The sequence below is a fragment of the Pseudomonas sp. genome (genome assembly GCF_030147005.1).
Lineage (GTDB): Bacteria > Pseudomonadota > Gammaproteobacteria > Pseudomonadales > Pseudomonadaceae > Aquipseudomonas.
Genome location: NZ_JASLAW010000178.1, coordinates 1 through 24,519, shown reverse-complemented (window position 1 = coordinate 24,519; position 24,519 = coordinate 1). Strand labels below are relative to the sequence as shown.

Below are 24,519 nucleotides of genomic sequence, written 5' to 3'. Positions count from 1 at the left end.
TATCATGTAGTGGCAGGTCGGCACAACCGGAACCGGAGCAACCACCGGGTCAACGTGAGCGAAAGTCTTCGACAGTTCGCAGATGCCTGGCAGACGGCTGTGCAGCACTTCCTCGCCCAGGTGGTCGAGCTTGAGCATCACGTGGTCGCCATTCGGACCGCAACCGTTGCCGGCGATGATTTCCTTGACCATCGAACGGGCAACCACGTCACGACCTGCAAGGTCTTTCGCGTTCGGAGCATAACGCTCCATGAAACGCTCGCCGTGCTTGTTGATCAGGTAACCACCTTCACCACGGCAACCTTCGGTCACCAGTACACCGGCGCCGGCGATGCCGGTCGGGTGGAACTGCCACATTTCGATGTCTTGTACCGGCACGCCCGCACGCAGGGCCATGCCGACGCCGTCACCGGTGTTGATCAGGGCATTGGTGGTCGACGCATAGATACGGCCAGCACCGCCGGTCGCCAGCACGGTGGCCTTGGCGCGGATGTAGGTGGTTTCACCGGTTTCGATGCAAATGGCGATCACGCCGACGAAGGCGCCATCGGCGTTCTTCACCAGGTCCACCGCGTAGTACTCGTTCAGGAACGTGGTACCGGCTTTCAGGTTGCCCTGATAAAGGGTGTGCAGCAGCGCGTGACCGGTACGGTCGGACGCGGCGCAGGTACGGGCAGCCTGGCCACCTTTACCGTAATCCTTCGACTGGCCGCCGAATGGACGCTGGTAGATACGGCCTTGCTCGGTACGCGAGAACGGCAAACCCATGTGGTCCAGCTCGAACACCGCGGCCGGGCCTTCCTGACACATGTATTCGATAGCATCCTGGTCACCGATGTAGTCGGAACCCTTGACGGTATCGTACATGTGCCAGCGCCAGTCATCGTTCGGGTCGGCGGAGGCGATCGCGCAGGTAATGCCACCCTGGGCCGATACGGTGTGCGAACGCGTCGGGAACACCTTGGTGATCACGGCGGTCTTGTGGCCACCCTGGGCCAGCTGCAGCGCAGCGCGCATGCCGGCACCGCCACCACCAATAATGATGGCGTCGAATGAAATAGTAGGAATGTTAGCCATGAATCAGATACCCCAAAGAATCTGCACACCCCAGACGAAGTAAGCGAACATCGCGATGCCGCATACTGCCTGGAAGAGGAAACGTACTGCGGTCGCGGACTTGCCCAGCGCCATTGGCGTCAGGTAGTCGGTCGCGATAGTCCACATGCCGACCCAGGCGTGAGCGCCCAGGGCCACAAGGGCCAGCAGACTGAAGATTCGCATCGCATTGTGGGCGAACAGGCCGTGCCATTGCTCATAGCCGATGCCCGGGTTTGCGACGAGGTATCCGATCAGGAAAATGAAATAAGCCGCGAGAACGACCGCAGACACACGCTGTGCCATCCAGTCATAGAGGCCCGAACGCGACAGATTCGTTACGCTGGTTACCATATCCAAACTCCTGCCAGAACGATCAGCACCACGGAAATGGCGATGATGATTTTCGAGCCCAGGCGGCCGCCTTCCAGCGTCTCACCGATGCCCATGTCCATGATCAAGTGGCGCACGCCGGCTACCAGGTGATACAGCAGAGCGGACAGGAGGCCCCATGCTACGAACTTGGCCAGCGGGCTGGTCAAATATGCCTTCACCTCGGCAAAACCTTCCTCGGAACCCAGGGATTTGCTCAATGCGTAAAGCATGATACCCAGGCCCAGGAACAGGATGATGCCGGAAACACGGTGCAGGAACGACGTAACGCCGGTGATGGGGAGTTTGATGGTCCTTAGGTCTAGGTTTACAGGTCGTTGGCTATTCACGGCTTTTTTTCACACTGAAGAGCCCCTAACAATCAGGGCAAAGTTGTTGGGGAGTGCGACTGGTCAGGTAAGCACCACCCAGGGAGTGCGACCCCCAATGAAAGCAAGCCCAAAAGCCCTTGGCGGTCGGTGGCCGAGTATAGACAGTTAGGTTACTAATGACAACGCGCACACCTCACCCTAATAGCTGATTGCGCTGGCGGGATAAAAGGCGTAAACGGCAGGCAATTTCGACGAAAAAGTACGGTTAAAGCCTTCTGGAGCAAGACTTTAGGCAAATTGACATCTGAATTTATCTCACTATAGTGGTGCGGGCCCTGCGTGGGGGGTCTGTCTGATGATTTGAAGCATAAATAGGAGGCCACATGGCTGACAAAAAAGCGCAGTTGATCATCGAGGGCGCAGCCCCCGTCGAGCTGCCCATTTTAACCGGCACCGTTGGTCCCGATGTTATCGACGTACGGGGCCTGACGGCCACGGGCCGTTTCACTTTCGACCCAGGCTTCATGTCGACCGCCTCTTGCGAGTCGAAGATCACCTATATCGATGGCGACAATGGCATTCTGCTTCACCGCGGCTACCCGATCGAGCAACTCGCCGAACAGTCGGACTACCTGGAAACCTGCTACCTGCTGCTAAATGGCGAATTGCCGACAGCCGAGCAGAAAGCCCAGTTCGTCAGCACCGTGAAGAACCACACCATGGTTCACGAGCAGTTGAAGACCTTCTTCAACGGCTTCCGTCGCGACGCCCACCCGATGGCCGTCATGTGCGGCGTGGTTGGCGCCCTGTCGGCCTTCTATCACGACTCCCTCGACATCAATAACCCGCAGCATCGCGAAATTTCCGCGATCCGCCTGGTTGCCAAGATGCCGACCCTGGCCGCAATGGTTTACAAGTACTCCATGGGCCAACCCATGATGTACCCGCGCAACGACCTGACGTACGCGGAAAACTTCCTGCACATGATGTTCAACACCCCGTGCGAGATCAAACCGATCAGCCCGGTGCTCGCCAAGGCCATGGACCGGATCTTCATCCTCCATGCCGACCACGAGCAGAACGCATCGACCTCTACCGTGCGCCTGGCCGGCTCTTCGGGCGCCAACCCGTTCGCCTGTATCGCTGCCGGCATCGCCGCACTGTGGGGCCCTGCCCACGGCGGTGCGAACGAAGCCGTATTGACCATGCTCGATGAAATCGGCGATGTCTCGAACATCGACACATTCATCGCCAAGGCCAAGGACAAGAACGATCCGTTCAAGTTGATGGGCTTCGGTCACCGGGTCTACAAGAACCGCGACCCGCGCGCCACCGTGATGAAGCAGACCTGCGACGAAGTGCTGAAAGAGCTGGGCATCAAGAACGATCCGCAACTCGAACTGGCCATGCGCCTGGAAGAGATCGCCCTGACCGACCCGTACTTCATCGAACGCTCGCTGTACCCGAACGTCGACTTCTACTCGGGGATCATCCTCAAGGCGATCGGCATTCCAACCAGCATGTTCACCGTGATCTTCGCCCTGGCGCGGACCGTGGGCTGGATCTCCCACTGGAAGGAAATGCTCTCGAGCCCGTACAAGATTGGCCGCCCGCGCCAGCTGTACACCGGCTACGAGTCGCGTGACATTACCAAGCTGGAAGATCGCAAGTAAGCACTTGGCTTAGCTGTACTGAGAACGGCCTCCCTTAGTGGAGGCCGTTTTTGTTTGTGTTGTCTGGCCTGCCGCTTTCGCCAGCAAGCCCGCCCCCACAGTTGACCGAGTACATCAGTTGCAATGCAGCCAACTGTAGAAGCGGGCTTGCTCGCGAAGGCATTGGCACAGCCAACACATTACTCCAGGCAAAAAAATGCCCCGGCCTTTCGACCGGGGCATGTCTTATCCAGCGACAACCTTAGTGATTAACCGCCCCGCTCGCCCCCAGGCCAGTTTGCGAACGCACAAACTGCGGGAAGAACAGCGCACGCTCTTTCTCTGCCGCCGCCGATTTGTCGGTGATGGAGAAGAACCAGATGCCGACGAACGCAATGATCATCGAGAACAGCGCCGGGTATTCATACGGGAAGATGGCTTTTTCGTGGTGCAGGATCGAGACCCAGATGGTCGGGCCCAGGATCATCAGGCCGACGGCACTGACCAAGCCCAGCCAGCCGCCGATCATTGCGCCACGGGTGGTGAGGTTCTTCCAGTACATGGAGAGCAACAGCACCGGGAAGTTACAACTGGCGGCAATCGAGAACGCCAGGCCGACCATGAACGCGATGTTCTGGCTTTCGAACAGGATGCCCAAGCCGATCGCCAGCGCCGCCAAGGCGATGGTGGTGATCTTCGAGACACGAATCTCATCCTTGTCGTTGGCCTTGCCCTTCTTGATCACGCTGGCGTACAGGTCATGGGACACCGCCGAAGCACCCGCCAGGGTCAAGCCGGCAACCACTGCCAGAATGGTGGCAAACGCCACGGCCGAGATGAAGCCCAGGAAGATACTGCCACCCACCGCGTCGGCCAGGTGCACCGCCGCCATGTTGTTGCCGCCCAGCAAGGCGCCTGCAGCATCCTTGAACGCCGGGTTGGTGCTGACCAGCAGGATCGCGCCGAAGCCGATGATAAAGGTCAGGATGTAGAAGTAACCGATGAAGCCTGTGGCATACAGCACGCTCTTACGCGCTTCCTTGGCATCGCTCACGGTGAAGAAGCGCATCAGGATATGCGGCAGGCCCGCAGTACCGAACATCAGTGCAAGGCCCAGGGAGAACGCCGAGACCGGGTCTTTCACCAGGCCGCCGGGGCTCATGATCGCTTCACCTTTAGGGTGAACCTTGATCGCCTCGGAAAACAGCATGTTGAAGTCGAAGTTGACGTGCTTCATGACCATCAGCGCCATGAACGAGGCACCGGACAGCAGCAACACCGCCTTGATGATCTGCACCCAGGTGGTCGCCAGCATGCCGCCGAACAACACGTACATGCACATCAGGATACCCACCAGGATCACCGCAACATGGTAGTCGAGGCCGAACAGCAGCTGGATCAGCTTGCCCGCGCCGACCATCTGCGCGATCAGGTAGAACGCCACCACCACCAGCGAGCCACACGCCGACAGGCTGCGGATCTGGGTTTGCCCAAGGCGGTAGGAGGCCACGTCGGCGAAGGTGTATTTACCCAGGTTACGCAGGCGCTCGGCGATCAGGAACAAAATGATCGGCCAGCCCACCAGGAAGCCGATCGAGTAGATCAGGCCGTCGTAGCCGGAGGTGTAGACCAGTGCGGAAATCCCCAGGAAGGACGCCGCCGACATATAGTCGCCGGCAATCGCCAAGCCGTTCTGGAAACCGGTGATCTTGCCGCCTGCCGCGTAGTAGTCGGCCGCCGAATTGTTGCGCTTGGATGCCCAGTAGGTGATGCACAGGGTGGCCCCCACAAACGCAACAAACATCACGATGGCCGAGATGTTCAGGGGTTGCTTTTGCACTGCTCCGGTCAATGCGTCCGCCGCCCAGACGGCCGGGGCGAAAAGCGAAGCGCCGAATACTGCCAATAGACGCCGGATCATTGCGCAGCCTCCTTGAGAATCGCATTGTTCAGGTCGTCAAATTCGCCATTGGCCCGTCGCACGTAGATGCCGGTCAGGATGAAGGCGGACACAATCAGTCCGACGCCCAGGGGAATGCCCCAGGTAATCGAAGAACCGGGGCTTATCTTGGTCCCCAGCACTTGTGGCCCGTAGGCGATCAACAGGATGAAAGCGGAGTAAAGCCCTAGCATGATCGCCGAGAGAATCCAGGCGAACCGTTCCCTTTTTCTTACCAGCTCCTTGAAACGCGGGCTGTTTTGAATCGAGAGGTAAATGCTGTCGTTCATTGTTTTTATCCTCGCAGCACAGCTTTTTTATTATTGGAACGTAGCCACTGTATGCGGCTGTGGAAAGGGTTCCAGACGACCTTAGTAGTAGATCGAGTGTAGCGAGGGTTTGTGAGGGCGCAGAAACATTTGCAGGGGGATGTGCCGGGGTACGAATCACTGTAGGAGCGAGCTTGCTCGCGAAAAACTCACAGGCACCGCGTGCATCCAGGATGCACGCGTTACGGTTGATGTTCTTCGCGAGCAAGCTCGCTCCTACAGTTTTTACCGTGTTATTTAGCGGTCCACTCGGCAACGCGCTCAGGGTGCTTGGCTACCCAATCCTTGGCTGCGGCATCCGGCTTGGCGCCTTCCTGGATAGCGAGCATGACTTCACCGATTTCATCCTTGGAGGCCCACTGGAACTTCTTCAGGAAAGCCACGACTTCCGGGGCCTTCTGCTCCAGGCCCTTGCTGCCGATGCTGTTGACGGTTTCAGCAGCACCATAAACCCCTTTCGGGTCATCCAGGAACCGCAGTTTCCACTTGGCGAACATCCAGTGCGGCACCCAACCGGTCACGGCAATGGAGTCCTGCTTGTCTTCGGCACGGGTCAGTTCGGCGATCATCGCCGCACCCGAGCTGGCTTGCAGCTTGTAGTCGAGGCCGTATTGCTTGATGGCTTCGTCGGTCTTGAGCATCACGCCTGAACCGGCGTCGATACCGACGATCTTGTTCTTGAAGGTGGTGTCGGTCTTGAGGTCTTCAATGGACTTGGCCTTGACGTACTCCGGCACGATCAAACCAATTTTTGCGTCCTTGAAGTTGGGGCCGTAGTCGACCACCTTGTCCTTGTTCTTGGTCCAGTATTCACCGTGGGTCACCGGCAGCCAGGCGGACAGCATGGCGTCGAGCTTGCCGGTGGCCACACCCTGCCACATGATCCCGGTGGCGACCGCTTGCAGTTTTACGTCATAACCGAGCTTTTGCTTGATCACTTCTGCCGCCACATGGGTGGTGGCAACGCTGTCGGACCAACCATCCACATAACCGATGCTCAGGGTTTTGCTGTCGGCACTGGCCAGTGTGGAGCCCATCGCAACTACCAGAGTGGCAGCTGCGCCCAAGAGTCGTCGCATCTTCATAGTACTTCCCCGAAAGTGCTGCGCCCGGCGAATGCCGAGCGACGTCAACCTGTTGTTATATGGTGCACCGCGCCCCCTTCACGCGCATCGATCCGGCTGCTGAAGCATCAGTGGAGTACTGACAGTTTTATCATCAACCTGCATAGACCTTTGCCCTGCTCTGTCAGCGACCTTGGTTGAGCAAGAAACGACATCACATCGCCAGCAGAACGTTTTGCAGGAATTACCGACAAAATCCCGCCCGAACTTTGCCTGTCAAAATCATGCAGGCCCACTGGAACGTGACATTTACGGGTAAGATGCGCGCCTTTGCTCCCCCAGATAAGCCGACCATGCCCGCGACTGCCCGCTTCCCTGCCCTGCCCTATTTTTTTGCCCTCATCCTTGGCGTTCTCGCCCTAGTCGGCTACTGGTATGGCCTCGGCCGAGCAGTGGTGCTGCCGGATGTGGCAAGCGCCAGCCACAAGCTGCAATGTGCGTCCTATACGCCCTTCGACAAGGACCAGTCGCCGTACGACCAGCCGTTCACGCTGCGTCCCGAGCGCATGGACGCCGACCTGGCCCTGCTGGCCACACGCTTTGAATGCGTGCGCACGTATTCCATGACCGGCCTGGAAGCTTTGCCGCAGATGGCGCGCAAACATGGGCTGAAGGTGATGGCCGGTGCCTGGGTGAACAGCGACCCGGTGGCGACTCAAAAGGAAATCGACGAGTTGATCGCCGCAGCCAATGCCAACCCGGACGTGGTGACCTCGGTCATCGTCGGCAACGAAGCGCTGCTGCGCAAGGAAGTCACCGCCAAACAGCTGATGACGCTGATCCAGACCGTAAAACGCCAGATCAAGCAGCCGGTCACCTACGCCGATGTGTGGGCATTATGGTTGCAATACCCGGAAATCGCCCCGGCGGTGGACTTTCTGACCATTCACCTGCTGCCGTACTGGGAAGATGAGCCATCCGGCATCGACCAGGCGCTCAAGCAAGTAGGCGATATACGCCAGACCTTCGGCCACAAGTTCGCGCCCAAAGACATACTGATCGGCGAAACCGGCTGGCCCAGTGAAGGACGCCAGCGCGAAACCGCCGTGCCGAACCGGGTCAATGAAGCCAGGTTCATACGCGGCTTTGTCGCCATGGCAGAAGCCAATGGCTGGCGCTACAACCTCATTGAAGCCTTTGACCAGCCCTGGAAGCGCGCCAGTGAGGGAGCCGTGGGCGGTTACTGGGGCCTGTTCGATGCCGACCGCCAGGACAAGGGCGTCCTCGCAGGGCCGGTAACCAACGTGCCGCACTGGCCGCTGTGGCTCGGCGTCGGCGGGATGATTCTGTTGGGGACGTTGTTGCTCGGCGGGCGGGTCCGTACAGTTCGTACGGCCATTGCCCTGCCTTTACTGGGTGCGGTCGCCGCTTGCTCCATCGGCACCTGGGCCGAACTGACCCGCGTCACCGCGCGCTCTAATGATGAATGGGTGTGGGCAGGCTTGCTGGTCGCGCTGAACCTGCTGGTACTGGCCCACGCCGCACTGGCACTCAGCGCGCGGGAAGGCTGGCGTGAGCGGGCATTCAACTGGCTGCAGCAACGTGCGGGCTGGCTGGTAGCGATTGCCGGGTTTGCCGGCGCGGTGATGATGCTGGCGCTGGTGTTTGACCCGCGTTATCGCAGCTTCCCAAGCGCGGCACTGGTGTTGCCGGCCCTGGTGTACCTGGTTCGCCCGGTGAGCGGGCCGCGTCGGGAGATTGCGTTGCTGGCCTTCCTTATCGGCGTCGGCATTGCGCCGCAGCTGTTCCGGGAAGGACTGTTGAATCAACAGGCGTGGGGTTGGGCGGTGGTCAGCCTGCTTATGGTTGCAGCCCTGTGGCGTTGCCTGCGGGTGCGCAAGGCTTAATTCGATCACCTGTAGGAGCGGGCTTGCTCGCGAAAAACGTCAGAACAATGCGGGGCATCAAGTGCCCCGCATCACCGTTAACGACCTCGCGAGCAAGCTCGCTCATACAGGGAAGAGGCCCTGCCGGACGGTGCGAGGCTTCCTCACCAACCGCAGCCCCGCCATCACCAGTGCAAACGCCGCAAACGTGGTGTTGTGCAGCGCCAGTGCCGGAAACCCGAACACCAACCCCAATATCGCCAAGCCCCACCCCGCGCGCCCCGGTATGCAAAAACCCAGCACCGATGTAATCAGGGCCGCCCAGCCCAATAGGTTGAAATGGATCATCAAGCCAAGGCTCGAACGCACCTGGCATTCCCAGCGGCCGGCCTCATCAGCACAAATGCCGACCCACTGCCCGCCCTCCAAGAAGCCATAACGGGCGGCGTAACTGGCCGCCAGCCATAACGGCAGGGCGATAAGCAGCAGGATCAATGGCAAACGACGGGACATGAGGCACTCCGATAGGCAAAAACGGCGCTCAGCTTAATCCCACAACGGCCGTTAGCAAGGTGTCTGCGCAGATATCTGTTCATCAATGCGTGGCAAAGTGTATCTTCTGCCAGCTATTACTCCGTTTCCGACGTTTTTTTCCGATTTTTCGTGCCGAGGGCTGGCACTTCGGTGGCAACGCGGTGGTCATAGCCTGCGAATTTCATTCAGCACCTTTCCTCTTAGGGATTAAGTCATGCTCCGTTCCTTGCGCTGTGCTGCCTTACTGGGCAGCCTTTTTTTGAGTGCGTCAGCACTGGCCGTCGATATCGACCAGGCCAGCTATGGCTACCCTTTGACGAACCCGTTCGAAGCGACCATTGCCACCACTCCTCCCGATCTCCGGCCCACCTTGCCGACTGACGACGAGATCAATCAATCCGATTACACCCTGAACATGCGCCCCGAGCGCGAGTTCAGCCTGCCGGACAACTTCTGGGCGGTGAAGAAACTCACCTACCGCATCGCCAAGCAGGACCGCGCCGCGCCGCTGATATTCCTGATCGCCGGCACCGGTGCGCGGTTTGACAGCAGCATCAACGAATACCTGAAGAAACTGTATTACCAGGCCGGCTACCACGTAGTGCAGTTGTCATCGCCGACCAGCTTCGACTTCATCAGCGCCGCGTCGCGCTTCGCCACCCCGGGCATCACCCAGGAAGACGCAGAAGACATGTACCGCGTGATGCAAGCCGTGCGCGCGCAGAATGCTTCGTTGCCGGTCACCGACTTCTACCTCACCGGCTACAGCCTGGGCGCTCTGGATGCAGCCTTTGTCAGCAAGCTCGACGAAACCCGTCGCAGCTTCAACTTCAAGAAAGTGCTGCTGCTGAACCCGCCGGTCAACCTCTACACGTCGATCACCAACCTCGACAAGCTGGTACAGACCGAGGTCAAGGGCATCAACAACACCACCACCTTCTATGAACTGGTGTTGAGCAAGCTGACCCGCTACTTCCAGCAGAAGGGCTACATCGACCTCAATGACGCCCTGCTCTACGACTTCCAGCAATCGAAGCAGCACCTGACCAACGAACAGATGGCCATGCTGATCGGCACCTCGTTCCGCTTCTCTGCCGCCGACATCGCCTTTACCTCGGACCTGATCAACCGCCGCGGCCTGATCATCCCGCCGAAGTACCCGATCACCGAAGGCACCAGCCTCACGCCGTTCCTCAAGCGAGCCTTGCAATGCGACTTCGACTGCTACCTCACCGAACAGGTGATCCCGATGTGGCGCGCCCGTTCCGACGGCGGCAGTCTGCTGCAACTGGTGGACCAGGTAAGCCTGTATGCGCTCAAGGACTACCTGCACGCCAGCCCGAAGATCGCTGTGATGCACAACGCCGACGACGTGATCCTCGGCCCGGGCGACTTGGGTTTCCTGCGTAAAACCTTCGGCGATCGCTTGACCGTCTACCCACTGGGCGGCCACTGCGGCAACCTCAATTACCGCGTCAACGCCGACGCCATGCTGGAGTTCTTCCGTGGCTAAATATCTTCTGCTGCTTGCCGCACTGATGTGCGCGGGCGTGGCCAATGCCGACAACAGCAAGGCCCGCGAACCGGTCAAGGTCGATGCCGACGGTTTCAAGGAACCGTTGACCAAACTCAAGTTCAACGCCGGCCTGGACCAGCGTGAATTCGAACGCTCGTCGCTGACCGCGCTGAACGTCTACGACCCGCTGGAGTCGTGGAACCGCCGCGTTTACCACTTCAACTATCGCTTCGACCAGTGGGTGTTCCTGCCGGTGGTGGACGGTTACCGCTACGTCACCCCAAGCTTCCTGCGCACCGGCGTGAGCAATTTCTTCAACAACCTGGGCGACGTGCCCAACCTGTTGAACAGCCTGCTGCAACTCAAGGGCCATCGTTCCCTGGAAACCACCGGACGCCTGCTGGTCAACACCACCATCGGCATCGCCGGCCTGTGGGACCCGGCCACCGCCATGGGCCTGCCGCGCCAGAGCGAAGACTTCGGTCAGACCCTGGGCTTCTACGGCGTGCCGGGCGGCGCCTATGTAATGCTGCCGATCCTCGGCCCGTCGAACCTGCGCGACACCGGCGGCTTGCTGGTGGACTACACCGCAGAATCGCAGATCAACTTCCTCAACGTGTCCGAAGTCAGCTCCAACCACCCGGAAATCTGGGCCCTGCGCGCCGTCGACAAGCGCTATCAGACCAGCTTCCGTTATGGGCAGATGAACTCGCCGTTCGAGTATGAGAAGGTGCGGTATATCTACACCGAATCACGCAAGTTGCAGATCGCCGAGTAAACAGCGACCACAAAAAAAGGCCATTCAATCGAATGGCCTTTTTTATTGCACTGGCTTACTCAGTTACTCAGCTGACATTTTTACCAGGAGGCACACCGTAATCGTTATCCCCCCTTAGCGCCCCTGAGTGAACAACTGGATGGACACCATATAAAACCAGCGGCCGGTATCAAAAACCAAAGTGCATACGCCCCCGTGATGTGGAATCACTCAATGCGAACCAATCAGCGCTTCGCGACTCGCCAGAGCTTGCCAAGTGTCTGAACGACGACCAACACAACGGCCCCTGCAATAATCCCCGCTATCGCATTCAACAACGTCGGCATCAACCACGCCAGCGCCCCGCTGCTTTGGCTCACGGTTTCGATCCAGTGATGCACCACCGGCACGCCATGGGTCAGAATGCCGCCGCCGACCATGAACATCGCCGCCGTACCGATCACCGACAGGCTCTTCATCATGTAAGGCGCGGCACTCAGGATGGCGCCGCCAACACTGCGCGCCACTTGCCCCGGTTTCTGTGTCAGCCACAACCCCAAGTCGTCGAGCTTGACGATGCCCGCCACCAGCCCATAAACGCCGGCGGTCATGACGATGGCGATACCCGACAGCACGATCACCTGCTGCGTCAACGCCGCATCGGCCACGATACCCAGGGTGATAGCGATGATTTCGGCCGATAGAATGAAGTCGGTACGGATCGCGCCTTTGATCTTGTCCTTTTCGAAGGCCACCAGGTCAGTCGCCGGGTCGGCCACCGCTTCGGTTAACTGCATGTGTTGGGCCTGGTCTTCATCCTTGCTGTGCAGAAACTTGTGGGCAAGTTTTTCGAAACCTTCGAAACACAGGTAGGCGCCGCCCAGCATCAACAGCGGCGTCACTGCCCAAGGGGCAAAGGCGCTGATCAACAAAGCAGTCGGCACCAGGATCAACTTGTTGACGAACGACCCCTTGGCCACCGCCCACACCACGGGAATTTCCCGCTCGGCACGCACCCCGGAGACTTGCTGGGCATTGAGCGCCAAGTCATCGCCGAGCACGCCCGACGTCTTCTTCGCCGCCATTTTTGTCATCAGTGCAACGTCATCGAGTACTGCGGCGATATCGTCGAGCAAAACCAACAAGCTGCTTCCTGCCATGAACCGGGTATCCGCTAAGTGAGAGATGACGCGAGCATAGCGCGGCGCAACGCTTTGCGGGCACATTGTTGAGACGCGCGGATGGCCGGTGCTACCATGCGCAACCGCCTGTCATGGCAAGGAAGTTCCTGGTTTATGAGCACCATTCGCGAGCGCAACAAAGAAAAAATCCTGCGGGCGGCCAGCGAGGAGTTTGCCGACAAGGGCTTCGCCGCGACCAAAACCAGCGACATCGCCGCCAAGGCCGGGCTGCCCAAGCCCAACGTCTACTATTACTTCAAATCCAAGGACAACCTCTACCGCGAGGTGCTCGAAAGCATTATTGAGCCGATCCTGGCCGCTTCCACGCCGTTCAACCCAGACGGCGAGCCCAAGGAAGTGTTGAGCAACTACATCCGCTCGAAAATCCGCATCTCCCGCGACCTGCCGTTTGCCTCCAAAGTGTTCGCCAGCGAAATCATGCACGGCGCCCCGCACCTCAGCGCCGAGCAGGTCGAACAGCTCAATGCCCAGGCCAAACACAATATCGACTGCATCCAGAGCTGGGTCGATCGTGGCCTGATCGCGGCAATTGAACCCAATCACCTGATGTTCAGCATCTGGGCCGCCACGCAAACCTATGCCGATTTCGACTGGCAGATCTCGGCGGTAACCGGCAAGGCAAAGCTGGACGAAGCGGATTACGAAGCGGCGGCGCGGACGATTACCCGGTTGGTGCTTAAAGGGTGTGAGCCGGACTGATGCATCGCGGTGCTGCTGCTATTCGCGAGCAAGCCCGCTCCCACAGGTAGTAGTGCCGGAAACACAGTGTATAAACCGCACAAATCCCCTGTGGGGGCGGGCTTGCTCGCGAAAGCGCCCTCCCTGACACATCCTGCCAAAAGCCAGCCACTCAACCCCGGCCCTTCAGATCTAGCCTCTCAGAACCCCCACTGAAGAGAGGCCAAGGAATGCCGGATCTAGTCACCTCATATAGCCTGCGGATCGGAAGGTACAGCGAGCCGAATCGCGTTTACTTGATCACCACAAATACCCACAACCGCGTCCCCGTGTTCAGTGACTTTCATCTGGGTCGTCTGGTGGTCTGGCAATTCAGACTCGCCCACTACCAGGGGCTGGCAACCTCTCTGGCCTGGGTAGTGATGCCAGACCATTTCCACTGGTTGGTCGAATTGCAAAAAGGTTCGTTGGCAGACCTGATGTGTCAGGTGAAGTCCAAGAGTACCCGGAATGTAAACGGCGCTACCGGGCGCAAAGGCAGGCTGTGGCAACCCGGCTTTCATGACCAGGCGCTGCGCAAGGAGGATGATCTGATGAAGATGGCCAGGTATGTTGTGGCCAACCCTCTGCGGGCCAAATTGGTAGAGCGACTTGGCGACTATCCATTGTGGGATGCTGTTTGGGTATAGGGCCAGTACCGAGTTGCCCCTTTCGTGAGCAAGCCTGCTCCCACAGGGAATGCCTTCCACTGTGGGGCTTGCTTGCGAAAGCGGCGTTGGCAGTCAACGCTGAATCAAGCCGTCACCCCCGCATCCGCCATCAACCCCACCCCCTCGATCGCCGTGATCGCGCATTGCTCGTCGATATCCGACGTATCCCCGCTGATGCCGATAGCCCCCAGCACCACGCCGTCCTGATTTCGAATCAATACCCCACCCGGCGCCGGCACCACGCTGCCCTGCCCCAGGCTGTTGAGCGCCGCGATGAATGCCGGCCGCTGCTGCGCATCCAGCGCCAGCAGCCTTGAGCCTTTGCCCAGGGCAATCGCGCCCCAGGCTTTGCCGATGGCGATCTGCGGGCGCAGCAGGCTGGCGCCGTCTTCGCGTTGCAGGGTGACCAAGTGGCCGCCACTGTCGAGCACTGCGATGGTCAGTGGCGCGGCGGCAATGGTGCGGCCCGCGGCGAGTGCCTGGCTGACCAGGTGGGTGGCAGTTTTCAAGGTTAAAGCGCTCATGGTGCCGTCCTTCTTTTGTTATTGGGGAATGCGGTGGAGGTCCGTTTGATCAGATGCCCGATTAAACAAATAGAACACAATGATATTTATTTTTGTATACAATATTTCCACACAAACCTTCCATACGTCGAAAAAAGTCGTTCCGACGAACGCAAAGGCCAGTTTATAAAATGCATTGACCTGCGCTGCTCGCCGTGAATACACTTTGCGCAGACACCACTTGTATACAATTACAAAACGCAAGAGGCACCAAAACCATGAGCAAAATGAGAGCAATCGAAGCCGCCGTCCTGGTGATGCGCCGTGAAGGGGTGGATACCGCCTTCGGTATCCCAGGCGCCGCGATCAACCCGTTGTATTCGGCCTTGCAGAAGGTGGGTGGCATCGATCACGTCCTTGCTCGCCACGTTGAAGGCGCCTCACACATGGCCGAGGGCTACACCCGCACCAAGGCCGGCAACATCGGCGTGTGCATCGGCACCTCGGGCCCGGCGGGCACCGACATGGTCACCGGCCTGTACAGCGCCTCGGCCGATTCGATCCCGATCCTGTGCATCACCGGGCAAGCGCCCCGTGCGCGGATGCACAAGGAAGACTTCCAGGCCGTGGACATCACCAGCATCGTCAAGCCGGTGACCAAGTGGGCGACCACCGTTCTGGAGCCCGGCCAAGTGCCCTACGCGTTCCAGAAAGCCTTCTATGAAATGCGCTCCGGGCGCCCTGGCCCGGTGTTGATCGACTTGCCGTTCGACGTGCAGATGGCCGAAATCGAATTCGACATCGACGCCTACCAACCGCTGCCCCTGGCCAAGCCACTGGCGACACGTATCCAGGTGGAAAAGGCCCTGGCCCTGCTCGACCAGGCAGAACGCCCTTTGCTGGTGAGCGGCGGCGGTGTCATCAATGCTGACGCCAGCGAGTTGCTGGTGGAATTCGCCGAGCTGACGGGCATCCCCGTGATCCCGACCCTGATGGGCTGGGGCACGATTCCCGACGATCACCCGCTGATGGTGGGCATGGTCGGCCTGCAAACGTCCCATCGTTATGGCAATGCGACGATGCTCAAGTCCGATGTGGTACTGGGTATCGGTAACCGCTGGGCCAACCGCCACACCGGTTCGGTGGAGGTGTATACCGAAGGCCGCACGTTCATCCATGTCGACATCGAACCCACGCAAATTGGCCGTGTGTTCACCCCGGACCTGGGCATCGTGTCCGACGCCGGTTCAGCGCTGACGATGTTCATTGAAGTCGCCCGTGAGTGGAAAGCCGCCGGCAAGCTCAAGGACCGCAGCGCCTGGCTCAACGAGTGCCAGCAGCGCAAGGCCACCCTGCACCGCAAGACCCACTTCGACAACGTGCCGGTCAAGCCGCAACGTGTGTACGAAGAAATGAACCAGGTGTTCGGCAAAGACACGTGCTACGTAAGCACCATCGGCCTGTCGCAGATTGCCGGCGCGCAGTTCCTGCATGTGTACAAGCCACGCCACTGGATCAACTGCGGCCAGGCGGGCCCCCTGGGCTGGACCATTCCGGCGGCGCTCGGCGTGGTCAAGGCCGACCCGAGCCGCAAAGTGGTGGCCCTGTCGGGCGACTACGATTTCCAGTTCATGATCGAAGAGCTGGCCGTGGGCGCGCAATTCAAGCTGCCGTATATCCACGTGGTGGTGAACAACTCCTACCTGGGGTTGATACGCCAGGCGCAGCGCGGCTTTGAAATGGACTACTGCGTGCAGCTGTCTTTCGACAACCTCAACGCACCGGAGCTTAATGGTTATGGCGTGGACCACGTCGCGGTCGCCGAAGGCCTGGGTTGCAAGGCGCTGCGCGTGTTCGAGCCGAGCCAGATCCAGCCGGCGCTGCGCCGCGCCCAGGACATGATCGAAGAATTCAAGGTGCCGGTGATCGTTGAGATTATTCTGGAACGCGTGACCAATATTTCCATGGGCACCGAGATCAACGCCGTCAATGAATTCGAAGACCTGGCCCTGGTCGGCAACGACGCGCCGACCGCCATTTCCCTGCTCGATTAAGGAGAACCCTATGCCGCGCTTTGCCGCCAACCTGTCCATGCTGTTTACCGAACAGGATTTCCTTGCCCGCTTCAAAGCGGCCGCCGATGCCGGCTTCGAAGGTGTGGAATACCTGTTCCCGTATGAATTCAGCTCAGCCGACATCAAGGCGCAGCTCGACGCCAACGGCCTGACCCAGGTGCTGTTCAACCTGCCGGCCGGGGATTGGGCCAAAGGCGAACGCGGCCTGGCCTGCCACCCCGACCGGGTCGAGGAATTTCGCGCCGGGGTCAAGCTGGCCATCGCCTACGCCCAAGTGCTGGGCAATACCCAGGTCAACTGCCTGGCGGGTATTCGGCCGCAAGGCGTGGATGACCAGACCGTGGAAAAAACCTTCGTCGCCAACCTCAAGTACGCCGCCGAAAAGTTGCAGGCGGTGGGCATCAAGCTGGTGATGGAGATGATCAACACCCGCGACATTCCGGGTTTCTACCTGAACAACACCGCGCAGGCCCTGGCGATTCGCGAGCAAGTGGGCAGTGACAACCTGTTTCTGCAATACGACATCTACCACATGCAAATCATGGAAGGTGATTTGGCGCGGACCATGGCTGCGCACCTGGGTGAGATCAACCACATCCAGTTGGCGGATAACCCGGGGCGCAATGAGCCGGGGACGGGCGAGATCAATTACCGGTTCCTGTTCGAGCATTTGGACCGCATTGGATACCAGGGTTGGGTCGGCTGTGAATACAAGCCGTTGACCACTACCGAAGCGGGCTTGGGTTGGTTGAAGACCCACAACGCCATCTAATAAAGAGGATTGCTTCATGGCTAAAATCGGATTTATCGGCACCGGCATCATGGGCCAACCCATGGCCGCGAACCTGCAGAAAGCAGGTCACCAACTGTTTCTCTCCGAACACCACGGCAAGGCACCGGCAGAACTGATCAGCGCCGGCGCCGTGGCCCTGGCCAACCCGCAGCAAGTCGCGCAGGAAGCCGAGTTCATCATCGTCATGGTGCCGGACACCCCACAGGTCGAGGACGTGCTGTTTCGCGCCGACGGCGTGGCCGCCGGCCTGTCGCCGAACAAGGTGGTGATCGACATGAGTTCGATCTCCCCCACCGCCACCAAGGCGTTTGCGACGAAGATCAACGCGACCGGCGCGCAGTACCTCGATGCCCCAGTATCCGGTGGTGAAGTCGGCGCCAAGGCCGGCACCCTGAGCATCATGATCGGTGGCGAGCCGCAGACCTTCGAGCGCGCGCTGCCGTTGTTCCAGGCGATGGGCAAGAACATCACCCTGGTGGGCAGCAACGGCGACGGCCAGACGGCCAAGGTCGCCAACCAGATCATCGTGGCGTTGAATATCCAGGCGGTGGCCGAAGCATTGCTGTTCGCCTCAAAAAACGGCGCCGACCCGGCTAAAGTGCGTGAAGCGCTGATGGGCGGCTTTGCTTCCTCGAAAATCCTCGAAGTGCATGGCGAACGCATGATCAAGGGCACCTTTGACCCGGGCTTTCGGATCAACCTGCACCAGAAGGATTTGAACCTGGCCCTGGCCGGGGCCAAGGAGTTGGGGATCAACTTGCCGAACACCGCCGGCACCCAGCAAGTGTTCAGCACCTGCGCGGCCATTGGCGGCGGTAACTGGGACCATTCGGCGCTGATCAAGGGCCTGGAGCATATGGCGAATTTCTCGATTCGCGAGGAATAACCCGCTTAGCAATGCAGTGGAATGTGGGAGCAGGCTTGCTCCCACAGTTGAAGGCATTCCACGTTTGGAATCGATGCACCCCTAAAAACAAGAATCCCCCGGGAGCCCGCTTATGTCGGTCGATCCGCAACACCTGCTTGGCGAGCTGTTTGCCACCGCCATCGACGCCGCTCACCCCCGGCGAGTCCTTGAACCTTACCTGCCCGCCGACCGCAGCGGCCGTGTAATCGTGATCGGCGCCGGCAAGGCCGCGGCCGCCATGGCGCTGGTCGTGGAGGACTGCTGGCTGGGCGAGGTCCGCGGCCTGGTGGTCACCCGCTACGGCCATGGAGCACCGTGCAAGAAAATCGAAGTGGTCGAGGCCGCGCATCCGGTGCCCGACGCGGCCGGCCTCGCGGTGGCCAAACGCGTGCTGGAACTGATCAGCCATCTGAACGATGACGACCGCGTGATCTTCCTGCTCTCCGGCGGCGGCTCCGCCTTGCTCGCCCTGCCCGCCGAAGGCATCACCCTGGCCGACAAGCAAAGCATCAACAAAGCCTTGCTCAAGTCCGGCGCCACCATTGGCGAAATGAATTGCGTGCGCAAGCACCTGTCGGCGATCAAGGGTGGGCGGTTGGCGAAAGCCGCGTGGCCCGCCACGGTCTACACCTACGCGATTTCCGATGTGCCGGGCGACCAGGCCACGGTGATCGCTTCGGGCCCCACGGTCGGCGACCCCAGCACCTCGCAACAGGCCCTGGCGATTCTCAAGCGTTACGGCATCGACGTCCCCGCCTCGGTGCGCGACTGGTTGCAGAACCCCGCGTCGGAGACCGTCAAGCCCGGCGACCCGCTACTCGCCCGCAGCCACTTCCAGTTGATCGCCCGGCCGCAGCAATCCCTGGAAGCAGTCGCGGTGAAAGTGCGTCAGGCCGGTTTCAGCCCGCTGATCCTCGGCGACCTCGAAGGTGAAGCGCGTGACGTGGCCAAAGTGCACGCTGGAATCGCCCGGCAAATCGTGCAGCACGGCCAGCCACTGGCGGCGCCGTGCGTGATCCTCTCCGGCGGCGAAACCACCGTCACCGTACGCGGCAATGGCCGGGGCGGGCGCAACGCGGAATTCCTGCTCAGCCTCACCGACAGCCTCAAGGGCCTGCCCGGCGTCTATGCCCTGGCCGGCGATACCGATGGCATCGACGGCTCGGAAGACAACGCCGGCGCGATCATGACCCCGTGCAGCTACCGTCGCGCCGAAGCCCTGGGCCTGAGCGCCAGCGACGAGCTGGAGGACAACAACGGCTACGGCTATTTCGCTGCCCTGGGCGACTTGATCGTCACCGAACCGACCCGCACCAACGTCAACGACTTCCGCGCCATCCTGATCCTTGAGACCGCCAAACATGACGCCTGACAAGAAGGTCAAAATCCTCGCCACCCTGGGCCCGGCCACCGATGGGATCAATGACATCCGCGAGCTGGTGGAAGCCGGGGTGAATATTTTTCGCCTCAACTTCAGCCACGGCGACCACGCCGACCACGCGCAGCGCTACCAATGGATTCGCCAGGTAGAACGCCAACTGAATTACCCGCTGGGCATCCTCATGGACCTGCAAGGGCCAAAGCTGCGCGTCGGGCGCTTTGCCGAGGGCAAGGTGCAACTGGTACGCGGCCAGGCGCTGCGCCTGGACCTGGATGAAACACCGGGCGATCAACGTCGGGTCAACCTGCCCCACCCGGAAATCATCGCGGCACTGCGACCCGGTATGGACCTGTTGCTGGACGACGGCAAGCTGCGCCTGCGCGTTATCACCACGCATGCCGACGCCATCGACACCACCGTGCTCAATGGCGGCGAGCTGTCCGATCGCAAAGGCGTGAACGTGCCACAGGCGCTGTTGGAACTCAGCCCGCTCACCGCCAAGGACCGCCGCGACCTGAGCTTCGGCCTGGAATTGGGCGTCGACTGGGTGGCGCTGTCCTTCGTGCAGCGCCCGGAAGATATCCGCGAAGCCCGCGAACTGATCGGCGACAGGGCGTTCCTGATGGCCAAGATCGAGAAGCCCTCGGCGGTACAGCGGCTGCGGGAAATCGCCGAATTGAGCGATGCGATCATGGTGGCGCGAGGCGACCTGGGCGTGGAAGTGCCGGCCGAAAGCGTGCCGCAAATCCAGAAGGACATTATTAAAACCTGCCGCCAACTGGGTAAACCGGTGGTCGTGGCCACACAGATGCTCGAATCCATGCGTTTCTCTCCGGCACCGACCCGCGCAGAAGTCACCGACGTGGCCAATGCGGTGGCTGAAGGCGCCGATGCGGTGATGCTGTCGGCGGAAACCGCCTCGGGCGAGTACCCGCTGGAAGCCGTGCAGATGATGAGCAAGATTATTCGCCAGGTGGAAAACGGCCCGGATTACCAGGCTCAGCTGGATGTCAGCCGGCCCAGGGCGGACGCCACGGTGTCGGACGCCATCAGCTGTGCGATCCGGCGTATCAGCAGCATCCTGCCGGTGGCGGTGCTGGTGAACTACAGCGAGTCGGGCGCCTCCACCCTGCGCGCGGCAAGGGAGCGGCCGGTGGCGCCGATCCTCAACCTCACGCCGAACCTGTCCACGGCACGGCGTTTGAGCGTGGCGTGGGGGGTGCACTCGGTGGTCAATGATCGGCTGCGCCAGGTCGATGAGGTGTGTTCCACCGCATTGGAGATCGCTCAGGCACAAGGCATGGCGCAGCGTGGGGATACCTTGGTGATTACAGCGGGAGTGCCGTTCGGGCAGTTGGGGTCGACCAACTCACTGCGCATCGAAACCCTCATCTGACCCCTGTGGCGAGGGAGCTTGCTCCCGCTGGACTGCGCAGCAGTCCTGTCTTCTGGGGCCGCCATTCGGGCAGTTGGGGGACGACCAACTCACTGCGCATCGAGACCCTCATCTGACCCCAGTGGCGAGGGAGCTTGCTCCCGCTGGACTGCGCAGCAGGCCTGTCTTCTGGGGCCGCTGCGCGCCGGCGGGAGCAAGCTCCCTCGGCACCCATTGATATTCACCTGCAGATACTCAATACATGCACAACCCCACCTGCCCCGACTGGGCCGAAGCCCTGCTCAACGGCTTCAGCCAGATCTTTCTCCAGCGCCATCCGCTGTGCGGCCTGCTGTGCCTGCTGGCCATCCTTATAAGTGCCCCGGCGTCGTTCGGCGGCGCATTATTGGGCGGCGTCGCAGGTTTGCTCACGGCCCAGCGCCGGGGTTACCCCAAGGTCGAACGCCAGGCCGGGCTGTATAGCTATAACGGCGTATTACTGGGCTTGTTGATCAGCCAGCACTTTGCCTGGTCGGCCATGGTGCCGCCGCTGATTCTGGCGTGCGGCGGTTTGAGCGCAATGCTGGTGCGGCAGTGGTTGAAGCGTGCCTCTCAGCCCCAGGACTTACCCGCCTACACCGCGCCCTTTGTCGGCCTTGGCTGGTTGCTGCTGGGCGGCATTGCGCCAGGCCCCCTGGCCTTGAGCGAGCCCGATACTTTGGCGGTGCTCGGTGCCCCGCTTATCGGCCTGGCGCAAGTCATGCTGCTGGACCAGCCCGTGGCCGGGGCCTTGATCGCGCTCGGCCTGCTGCTGGCTGACCGTCGCGCCGCGTTGTGGGGGCTGGTGGGCGCCATCGTCGGCGTACTGGTCGCCCTGCAGCTGGGCGAAACCACCGGCGCCCTGCTCGGCCTGCACAGCTACAACCCGGCGCTCGCCGCTTTGGCGCTGAGCCAGGCACGTCGCCAGCCCTGGTTACCGCTGCTCGGCATAGCGCTGGCAATCATGCTCACCCCCGGTTTTGCCGCGCTGCACCTGCCGGCGCTGACCGCGCCATTCGTTCTCGCCTGCTGGCTGGTGCGCGCCAGCCAGCGAGTGCTGGGCAAACCGCGCATGGACAGCCCGTTCGAATCCCCCTAGGCTTTGCCGATATTCAATTCGAGCGGGACTTATGGACAGCAACAACGACTGGCGCCAGCGGCTCTACGTCATGGTTTTCCAAAGCGACACCCTCGCCGGGCGGCGCTTTGACGGCATCCTGTTGCTGATTATCCTCGCGAGCCTGGTGATCGTGATGCTCGACAGCATCGACGAAATCCACCAGCACTACGCCGACGTGCTGGCGTATATCGAGTGGGGCTTCACGCTTATCTTCCTGATTGAGTACGGCCTGCGGCTTTACTGCTCGCCCAAGCCGTTGCGCTATGCCTTCAGCTTTTATGGCCTGGTGGATTTGCTCGCCATCGTCCCCGGCATCCTCGCGCTGTACTACAGCGACGCGCAGTATCTGCTGATTATCCGCATCATCCGCATGCTGCGGATCTTCCGCGTACTCAAGCTCAGCCCGTACCTCAAGCAGGCCAACTACCTGATGGCGGCGCTGCGCGGCAGCAAACAAAAGATCGTGGTGTTCCTGGTCAGCGTGTGCACCCTGGTGACCGTGTTCGGCACCTTGATGTATGTGATCGAGGGCCCGGAACACGGGTTCACCAGCATTCCCAAGGGCATTTATTGGGCGATCGTGACGCTCACAACCGTGGGCTTTGGCGATATCGTGCCGAAGACACCGTTGGGCCAGGTGATTTCCTCGCTGGTGATGATCACCGGTTACTCGATTATTGCCGTGCCCACCGGGATATTCACCGCAGAGTTGGCCAGTGCCATGCGCGGTGCGCAACTGCAGACCGACTGCCCGGTGTGCAAGAAGGACAGCCACGAGCCCAACGCAGCATTTTGCTCACGCTGCGGCAGCAACCTGTTCAAGAAAGTGGAATAAGCAAAGATCTTTTTAATCTTTAAGCGACTATGCGGCCCCGGCTATAGTCGCTGGCATTGTGCCCCCCCCCTTTCTCTCGAACACCAAGGAATGAGCAGTGAAAAACATTCTCAGCGCCTCTCTCCTCGCCGCCGGCCTGGCCCTGGCCGGCGCCGTCCAGGCTGCACCGGTCACCCTGCTCAACGTCTCCTACGACGTGATGCGTGATTTCTACAAAGACTACAACGCCGCCTTCCAGAAGCATTGGGACGCCGAGCACCCGAATGACAAACTCACCCTGCAAATGTCTTTCGGCGGCTCCAGCAAACAAGCGCGCTCGGTGATCGACGGCCTGCCGGCGGACGTGATCACCATGAACATGGCCACCGATATCAACGCCCTGGCCGACAACGGCAAACTGGTGCCGGACAACTGGGTCACCCGCCTGCCCAATAACAGCGCGCCGTTCACCTCGGCCACTGTGTTTATCGTGCGCAAGGGCAACCCGAAAGCCCTGAAAGATTGGCCGGATTTGCTCAAAGATGGCGTGCAGGTAATCGTGCCCAACCCGAAGACCTCGGGTAACGGCCGCTACACCTACCTGTCGGCCTGGGGCTATGTGCTGAAGAACGGCGGTGATGAAGAAAAAGCCAAGACCTTCGTCGGCAAGCTGTTCAAACAAGCGCCAGTACTCGACACCGGTGGCCGTGCCGCCACCACCACCTTCATGACCAACCAGATCGGCGACGTACTGGTGACCTTTGAAAACGAAGCGGAAATGATCGCTCGTGAGTTCGGGCGTGATCAGTTCGAAGTGATCTACCCAAGCGTTTCCGCCGAAGCCGAGCCGCCGGTGTCGGTGGTGGACAAAGTGGTCGAAAAGAAAGGCACCCGCGCAGCCGCCGAAGACTACCTGAAATACCTGTGGTCGCCGGAAGGCCAGGAAATCGCCGCCAACAACTACCTGCGGCCACGTGACCCGGCAATACTGGCCAAGTACACCGACCGCTTCCCGAAAGTCGACTTCCTGTCGGTGGAAAAAACCTTTGGCGACTGGCGCACCGTGCAGAAAACCCACTTCAACGATGGTGGCGTGTTTGATCAGATCTACAGCGGCGAATAACCGGCTGTAACTGAAGCCATGCAGTCCCGTGTGGAGCTGGCTTGCCTTAATGCCAGTCAGTTAAGACAGAACCGGTCCCTGTGGCGAGGGAGCGTGCTCCCGCTGGACTGCGTAGCAGTCCCATTTTTGGGGCCGCTTCGCGCCCCAACGGGGGCAAGCTCCCTCGCCACAGGTCGCAGGTTTTTCTGCTTTAGCGCTGAACTGACCGGCATTAGGGCTTGCCCGCTCGCCGGTGCTGACACCTTCGCGGGCAAGCCCTAATGCCGGTCAGTTAAGCGCTAAAGCAGAAAAACCTGCGACCTGTGGCGAGGGAGCTTGCCCCC

Annotated in this window: 23 protein-coding genes; 14 read left to right on the top strand and 9 right to left on the bottom strand. The window is 60.4% G+C overall.

Translation table 11 applies throughout. From position 1 onward, the window contains the following. The 3 genes from Q1V60_RS16915 to sdhC form a co-directional block, all read right to left on the bottom strand. Nucleotides 1-1,077, bottom strand: a 1,077-nt coding sequence (locus Q1V60_RS16915; RefSeq protein WP_300632579.1) for an FAD-binding protein, incomplete at its 3' end; no start/stop codon positions are given. A 3-nt stretch (nt 1,078-1,080) separates the two neighbouring features. Next, nucleotides 1,081-1,449 (bottom strand): succinate dehydrogenase, hydrophobic membrane anchor protein, encoded by a 369-nt coding sequence (gene sdhD, locus Q1V60_RS16910; RefSeq protein ID WP_003233245.1) that lies wholly within the window; start codon nt 1,447-1,449, stop codon nt 1,081-1,083. Continuing rightward, entirely contained in the window at nt 1,443-1,817 is a 375-nt protein-coding gene (gene sdhC / locus Q1V60_RS16905; protein WP_076950479.1) for a succinate dehydrogenase, cytochrome b556 subunit, read from the bottom strand. The genes sdhD and sdhC overlap by 7 nt, the downstream gene beginning before the upstream one ends. Before the next feature lie 365 nt (nt 1,818-2,182). Between sdhC and gltA the strand changes: the two genes are divergently transcribed. After that, nucleotides 2,183-3,472 (top strand): citrate synthase, encoded by a 1,290-nt coding sequence (gltA, locus tag Q1V60_RS16900; RefSeq protein WP_003233249.1) that lies wholly within the window; start codon nt 2,183-2,185, stop codon nt 3,470-3,472. Nucleotides 3,473-3,713: 241 nt separating this feature from the next. On the opposite strand, the gene Q1V60_RS16895 is transcribed toward gltA, so the two are convergent. From Q1V60_RS16895 to Q1V60_RS16885, 3 genes are all read right to left on the bottom strand, one after another. Continuing rightward, nucleotides 3,714-5,372, bottom strand: coding sequence for a cation acetate symporter (locus Q1V60_RS16895; RefSeq protein WP_300632567.1), 1,659 nt, complete (start codon nt 5,370-5,372; stop codon nt 3,714-3,716). After that, a complete protein-coding gene (locus tag Q1V60_RS16890) occupies nt 5,369-5,680 on the bottom strand; it encodes a DUF485 domain-containing protein (RefSeq protein ID WP_300632564.1) in 312 nt (103 codons plus the stop codon). Before Q1V60_RS16890 ends, Q1V60_RS16895 begins: the two co-directional genes overlap by 4 nt. Nucleotides 5,681-5,952: 272 nt before the next feature. Continuing rightward, on the bottom strand, nt 5,953-6,804 hold the full coding sequence (locus tag Q1V60_RS16885) for a glycine betaine ABC transporter substrate-binding protein (RefSeq protein ID WP_300632561.1): 852 nt from the start codon (nt 6,802-6,804) through the stop codon (nt 5,953-5,955). Between the two features lie 332 nt (nt 6,805-7,136). Between Q1V60_RS16885 and Q1V60_RS16880 the strand changes: the two genes are divergently transcribed. Further along, nucleotides 7,137-8,690: a beta (1-6) glucans synthase gene (locus tag Q1V60_RS16880; protein ID WP_300632558.1), complete on the top strand. Its 1,554-nt coding sequence runs from the start codon at nt 7,137-7,139 to the stop codon at nt 8,688-8,690. A 102-nt stretch (nt 8,691-8,792) separates the two neighbouring features. Here the strand turns inward: Q1V60_RS16880 and Q1V60_RS16875 are convergent, their stop codons facing one another. Next, a complete protein-coding gene (locus Q1V60_RS16875; RefSeq protein WP_300632555.1) occupies nt 8,793-9,182 on the bottom strand; it encodes a hypothetical protein in 390 nt (129 codons plus the stop codon). A gap of 235 nt (nt 9,183-9,417) precedes the next feature. On the opposite strand from Q1V60_RS16875, the gene Q1V60_RS16870 reads away from it, so the two are divergent. Both Q1V60_RS16870 and Q1V60_RS16865 read left to right on the top strand, forming a co-directional pair. Further along, complete coding sequence (locus Q1V60_RS16870; protein WP_057722697.1) at nt 9,418-10,716, top strand: serine/threonine protein kinase; 1,299 nt, start codon at nt 9,418-9,420, stop codon at nt 10,714-10,716. Beyond that, nucleotides 10,709-11,497 carry a VacJ family lipoprotein gene (locus Q1V60_RS16865; RefSeq protein ID WP_300632552.1) on the top strand — a complete coding sequence of 263 codons (789 nt, stop codon included), beginning with the start codon at nt 10,709-10,711 and terminating at the stop codon, nt 11,495-11,497. The genes Q1V60_RS16870 and Q1V60_RS16865 overlap by 8 nt, the downstream gene beginning before the upstream one ends. 224 nt (nt 11,498-11,721) lie before the next feature. Here Q1V60_RS16865 and Q1V60_RS16860 read toward each other — a convergent pair whose 3' ends face one another. Beyond that, the gene (locus Q1V60_RS16860; protein ID WP_300632547.1) at nt 11,722-12,636 is read right to left on the bottom strand and encodes a DUF808 domain-containing protein; all 915 of its coding nucleotides are present in this window, start codon (nt 12,634-12,636) and stop codon (nt 11,722-11,724) included. A gap of 135 nt (nt 12,637-12,771) precedes the next feature. Between Q1V60_RS16860 and Q1V60_RS16855 the strand changes: the two genes are divergently transcribed. After that, nucleotides 12,772-13,377: a TetR/AcrR family transcriptional regulator gene (locus tag Q1V60_RS16855; RefSeq protein ID WP_300632544.1), complete on the top strand. Its 606-nt coding sequence runs from the start codon at nt 12,772-12,774 to the stop codon at nt 13,375-13,377. A 209-nt stretch (nt 13,378-13,586) separates the two neighbouring features. After that, the gene (locus Q1V60_RS16850) at nt 13,587-14,045 is read left to right on the top strand and encodes a transposase (RefSeq protein ID WP_300632541.1); all 459 of its coding nucleotides are present in this window, start codon (nt 13,587-13,589) and stop codon (nt 14,043-14,045) included. 104 nt (nt 14,046-14,149) lie between these two features. Here Q1V60_RS16850 and Q1V60_RS16845 read toward each other — a convergent pair whose 3' ends face one another. After that, entirely contained in the window at nt 14,150-14,590 is a 441-nt protein-coding gene (locus Q1V60_RS16845) for a heme-binding protein (protein WP_300632538.1), read from the bottom strand. Nucleotides 14,591-14,847: 257 nt separating this feature from the next. Between Q1V60_RS16845 and gcl the strand changes: the two genes are divergently transcribed. From gcl to Q1V60_RS16805, 8 genes are all read left to right on the top strand, one after another. Continuing rightward, the gene (gcl, locus tag Q1V60_RS16840; RefSeq protein ID WP_300632535.1) at nt 14,848-16,623 is read left to right on the top strand and encodes a glyoxylate carboligase; all 1,776 of its coding nucleotides are present in this window, start codon (nt 14,848-14,850) and stop codon (nt 16,621-16,623) included. Between the two features lie 10 nt (nt 16,624-16,633). Continuing rightward, a complete protein-coding gene (gene hyi, locus Q1V60_RS16835) occupies nt 16,634-17,416 on the top strand; it encodes a hydroxypyruvate isomerase (protein WP_300632532.1) in 783 nt (260 codons plus the stop codon). 16 nt (nt 17,417-17,432) lie between these two features. Then, on the top strand, nt 17,433-18,323 hold the full coding sequence (locus Q1V60_RS16830) for a 2-hydroxy-3-oxopropionate reductase (protein WP_300632529.1): 891 nt from the start codon (nt 17,433-17,435) through the stop codon (nt 18,321-18,323). 112 nt (nt 18,324-18,435) lie between these two features. Then, a complete protein-coding gene (locus Q1V60_RS16825; protein ID WP_300632526.1) occupies nt 18,436-19,716 on the top strand; it encodes a glycerate kinase in 1,281 nt (426 codons plus the stop codon). Further along, a complete protein-coding gene (gene pyk, locus Q1V60_RS16820) occupies nt 19,706-21,121 on the top strand; it encodes a pyruvate kinase (protein ID WP_300632525.1) in 1,416 nt (471 codons plus the stop codon). Before Q1V60_RS16825 ends, pyk begins: the two co-directional genes overlap by 11 nt. Before the next feature lie 241 nt (nt 21,122-21,362). Continuing rightward, nucleotides 21,363-22,238 (top strand): urea transporter, encoded by an 876-nt coding sequence (locus tag Q1V60_RS16815; RefSeq protein ID WP_300632524.1) that lies wholly within the window; start codon nt 21,363-21,365, stop codon nt 22,236-22,238. Between the two features lie 31 nt (nt 22,239-22,269). Then, entirely contained in the window at nt 22,270-23,094 is an 825-nt protein-coding gene (locus Q1V60_RS16810) for an ion transporter (protein WP_300632522.1), read from the top strand. Between the two features lie 97 nt (nt 23,095-23,191). Continuing rightward, a complete protein-coding gene (locus Q1V60_RS16805) occupies nt 23,192-24,196 on the top strand; it encodes a sulfate ABC transporter substrate-binding protein (protein WP_300632519.1) in 1,005 nt (334 codons plus the stop codon). Nucleotides 24,197-24,519 lie beyond the last annotated feature (323 nt).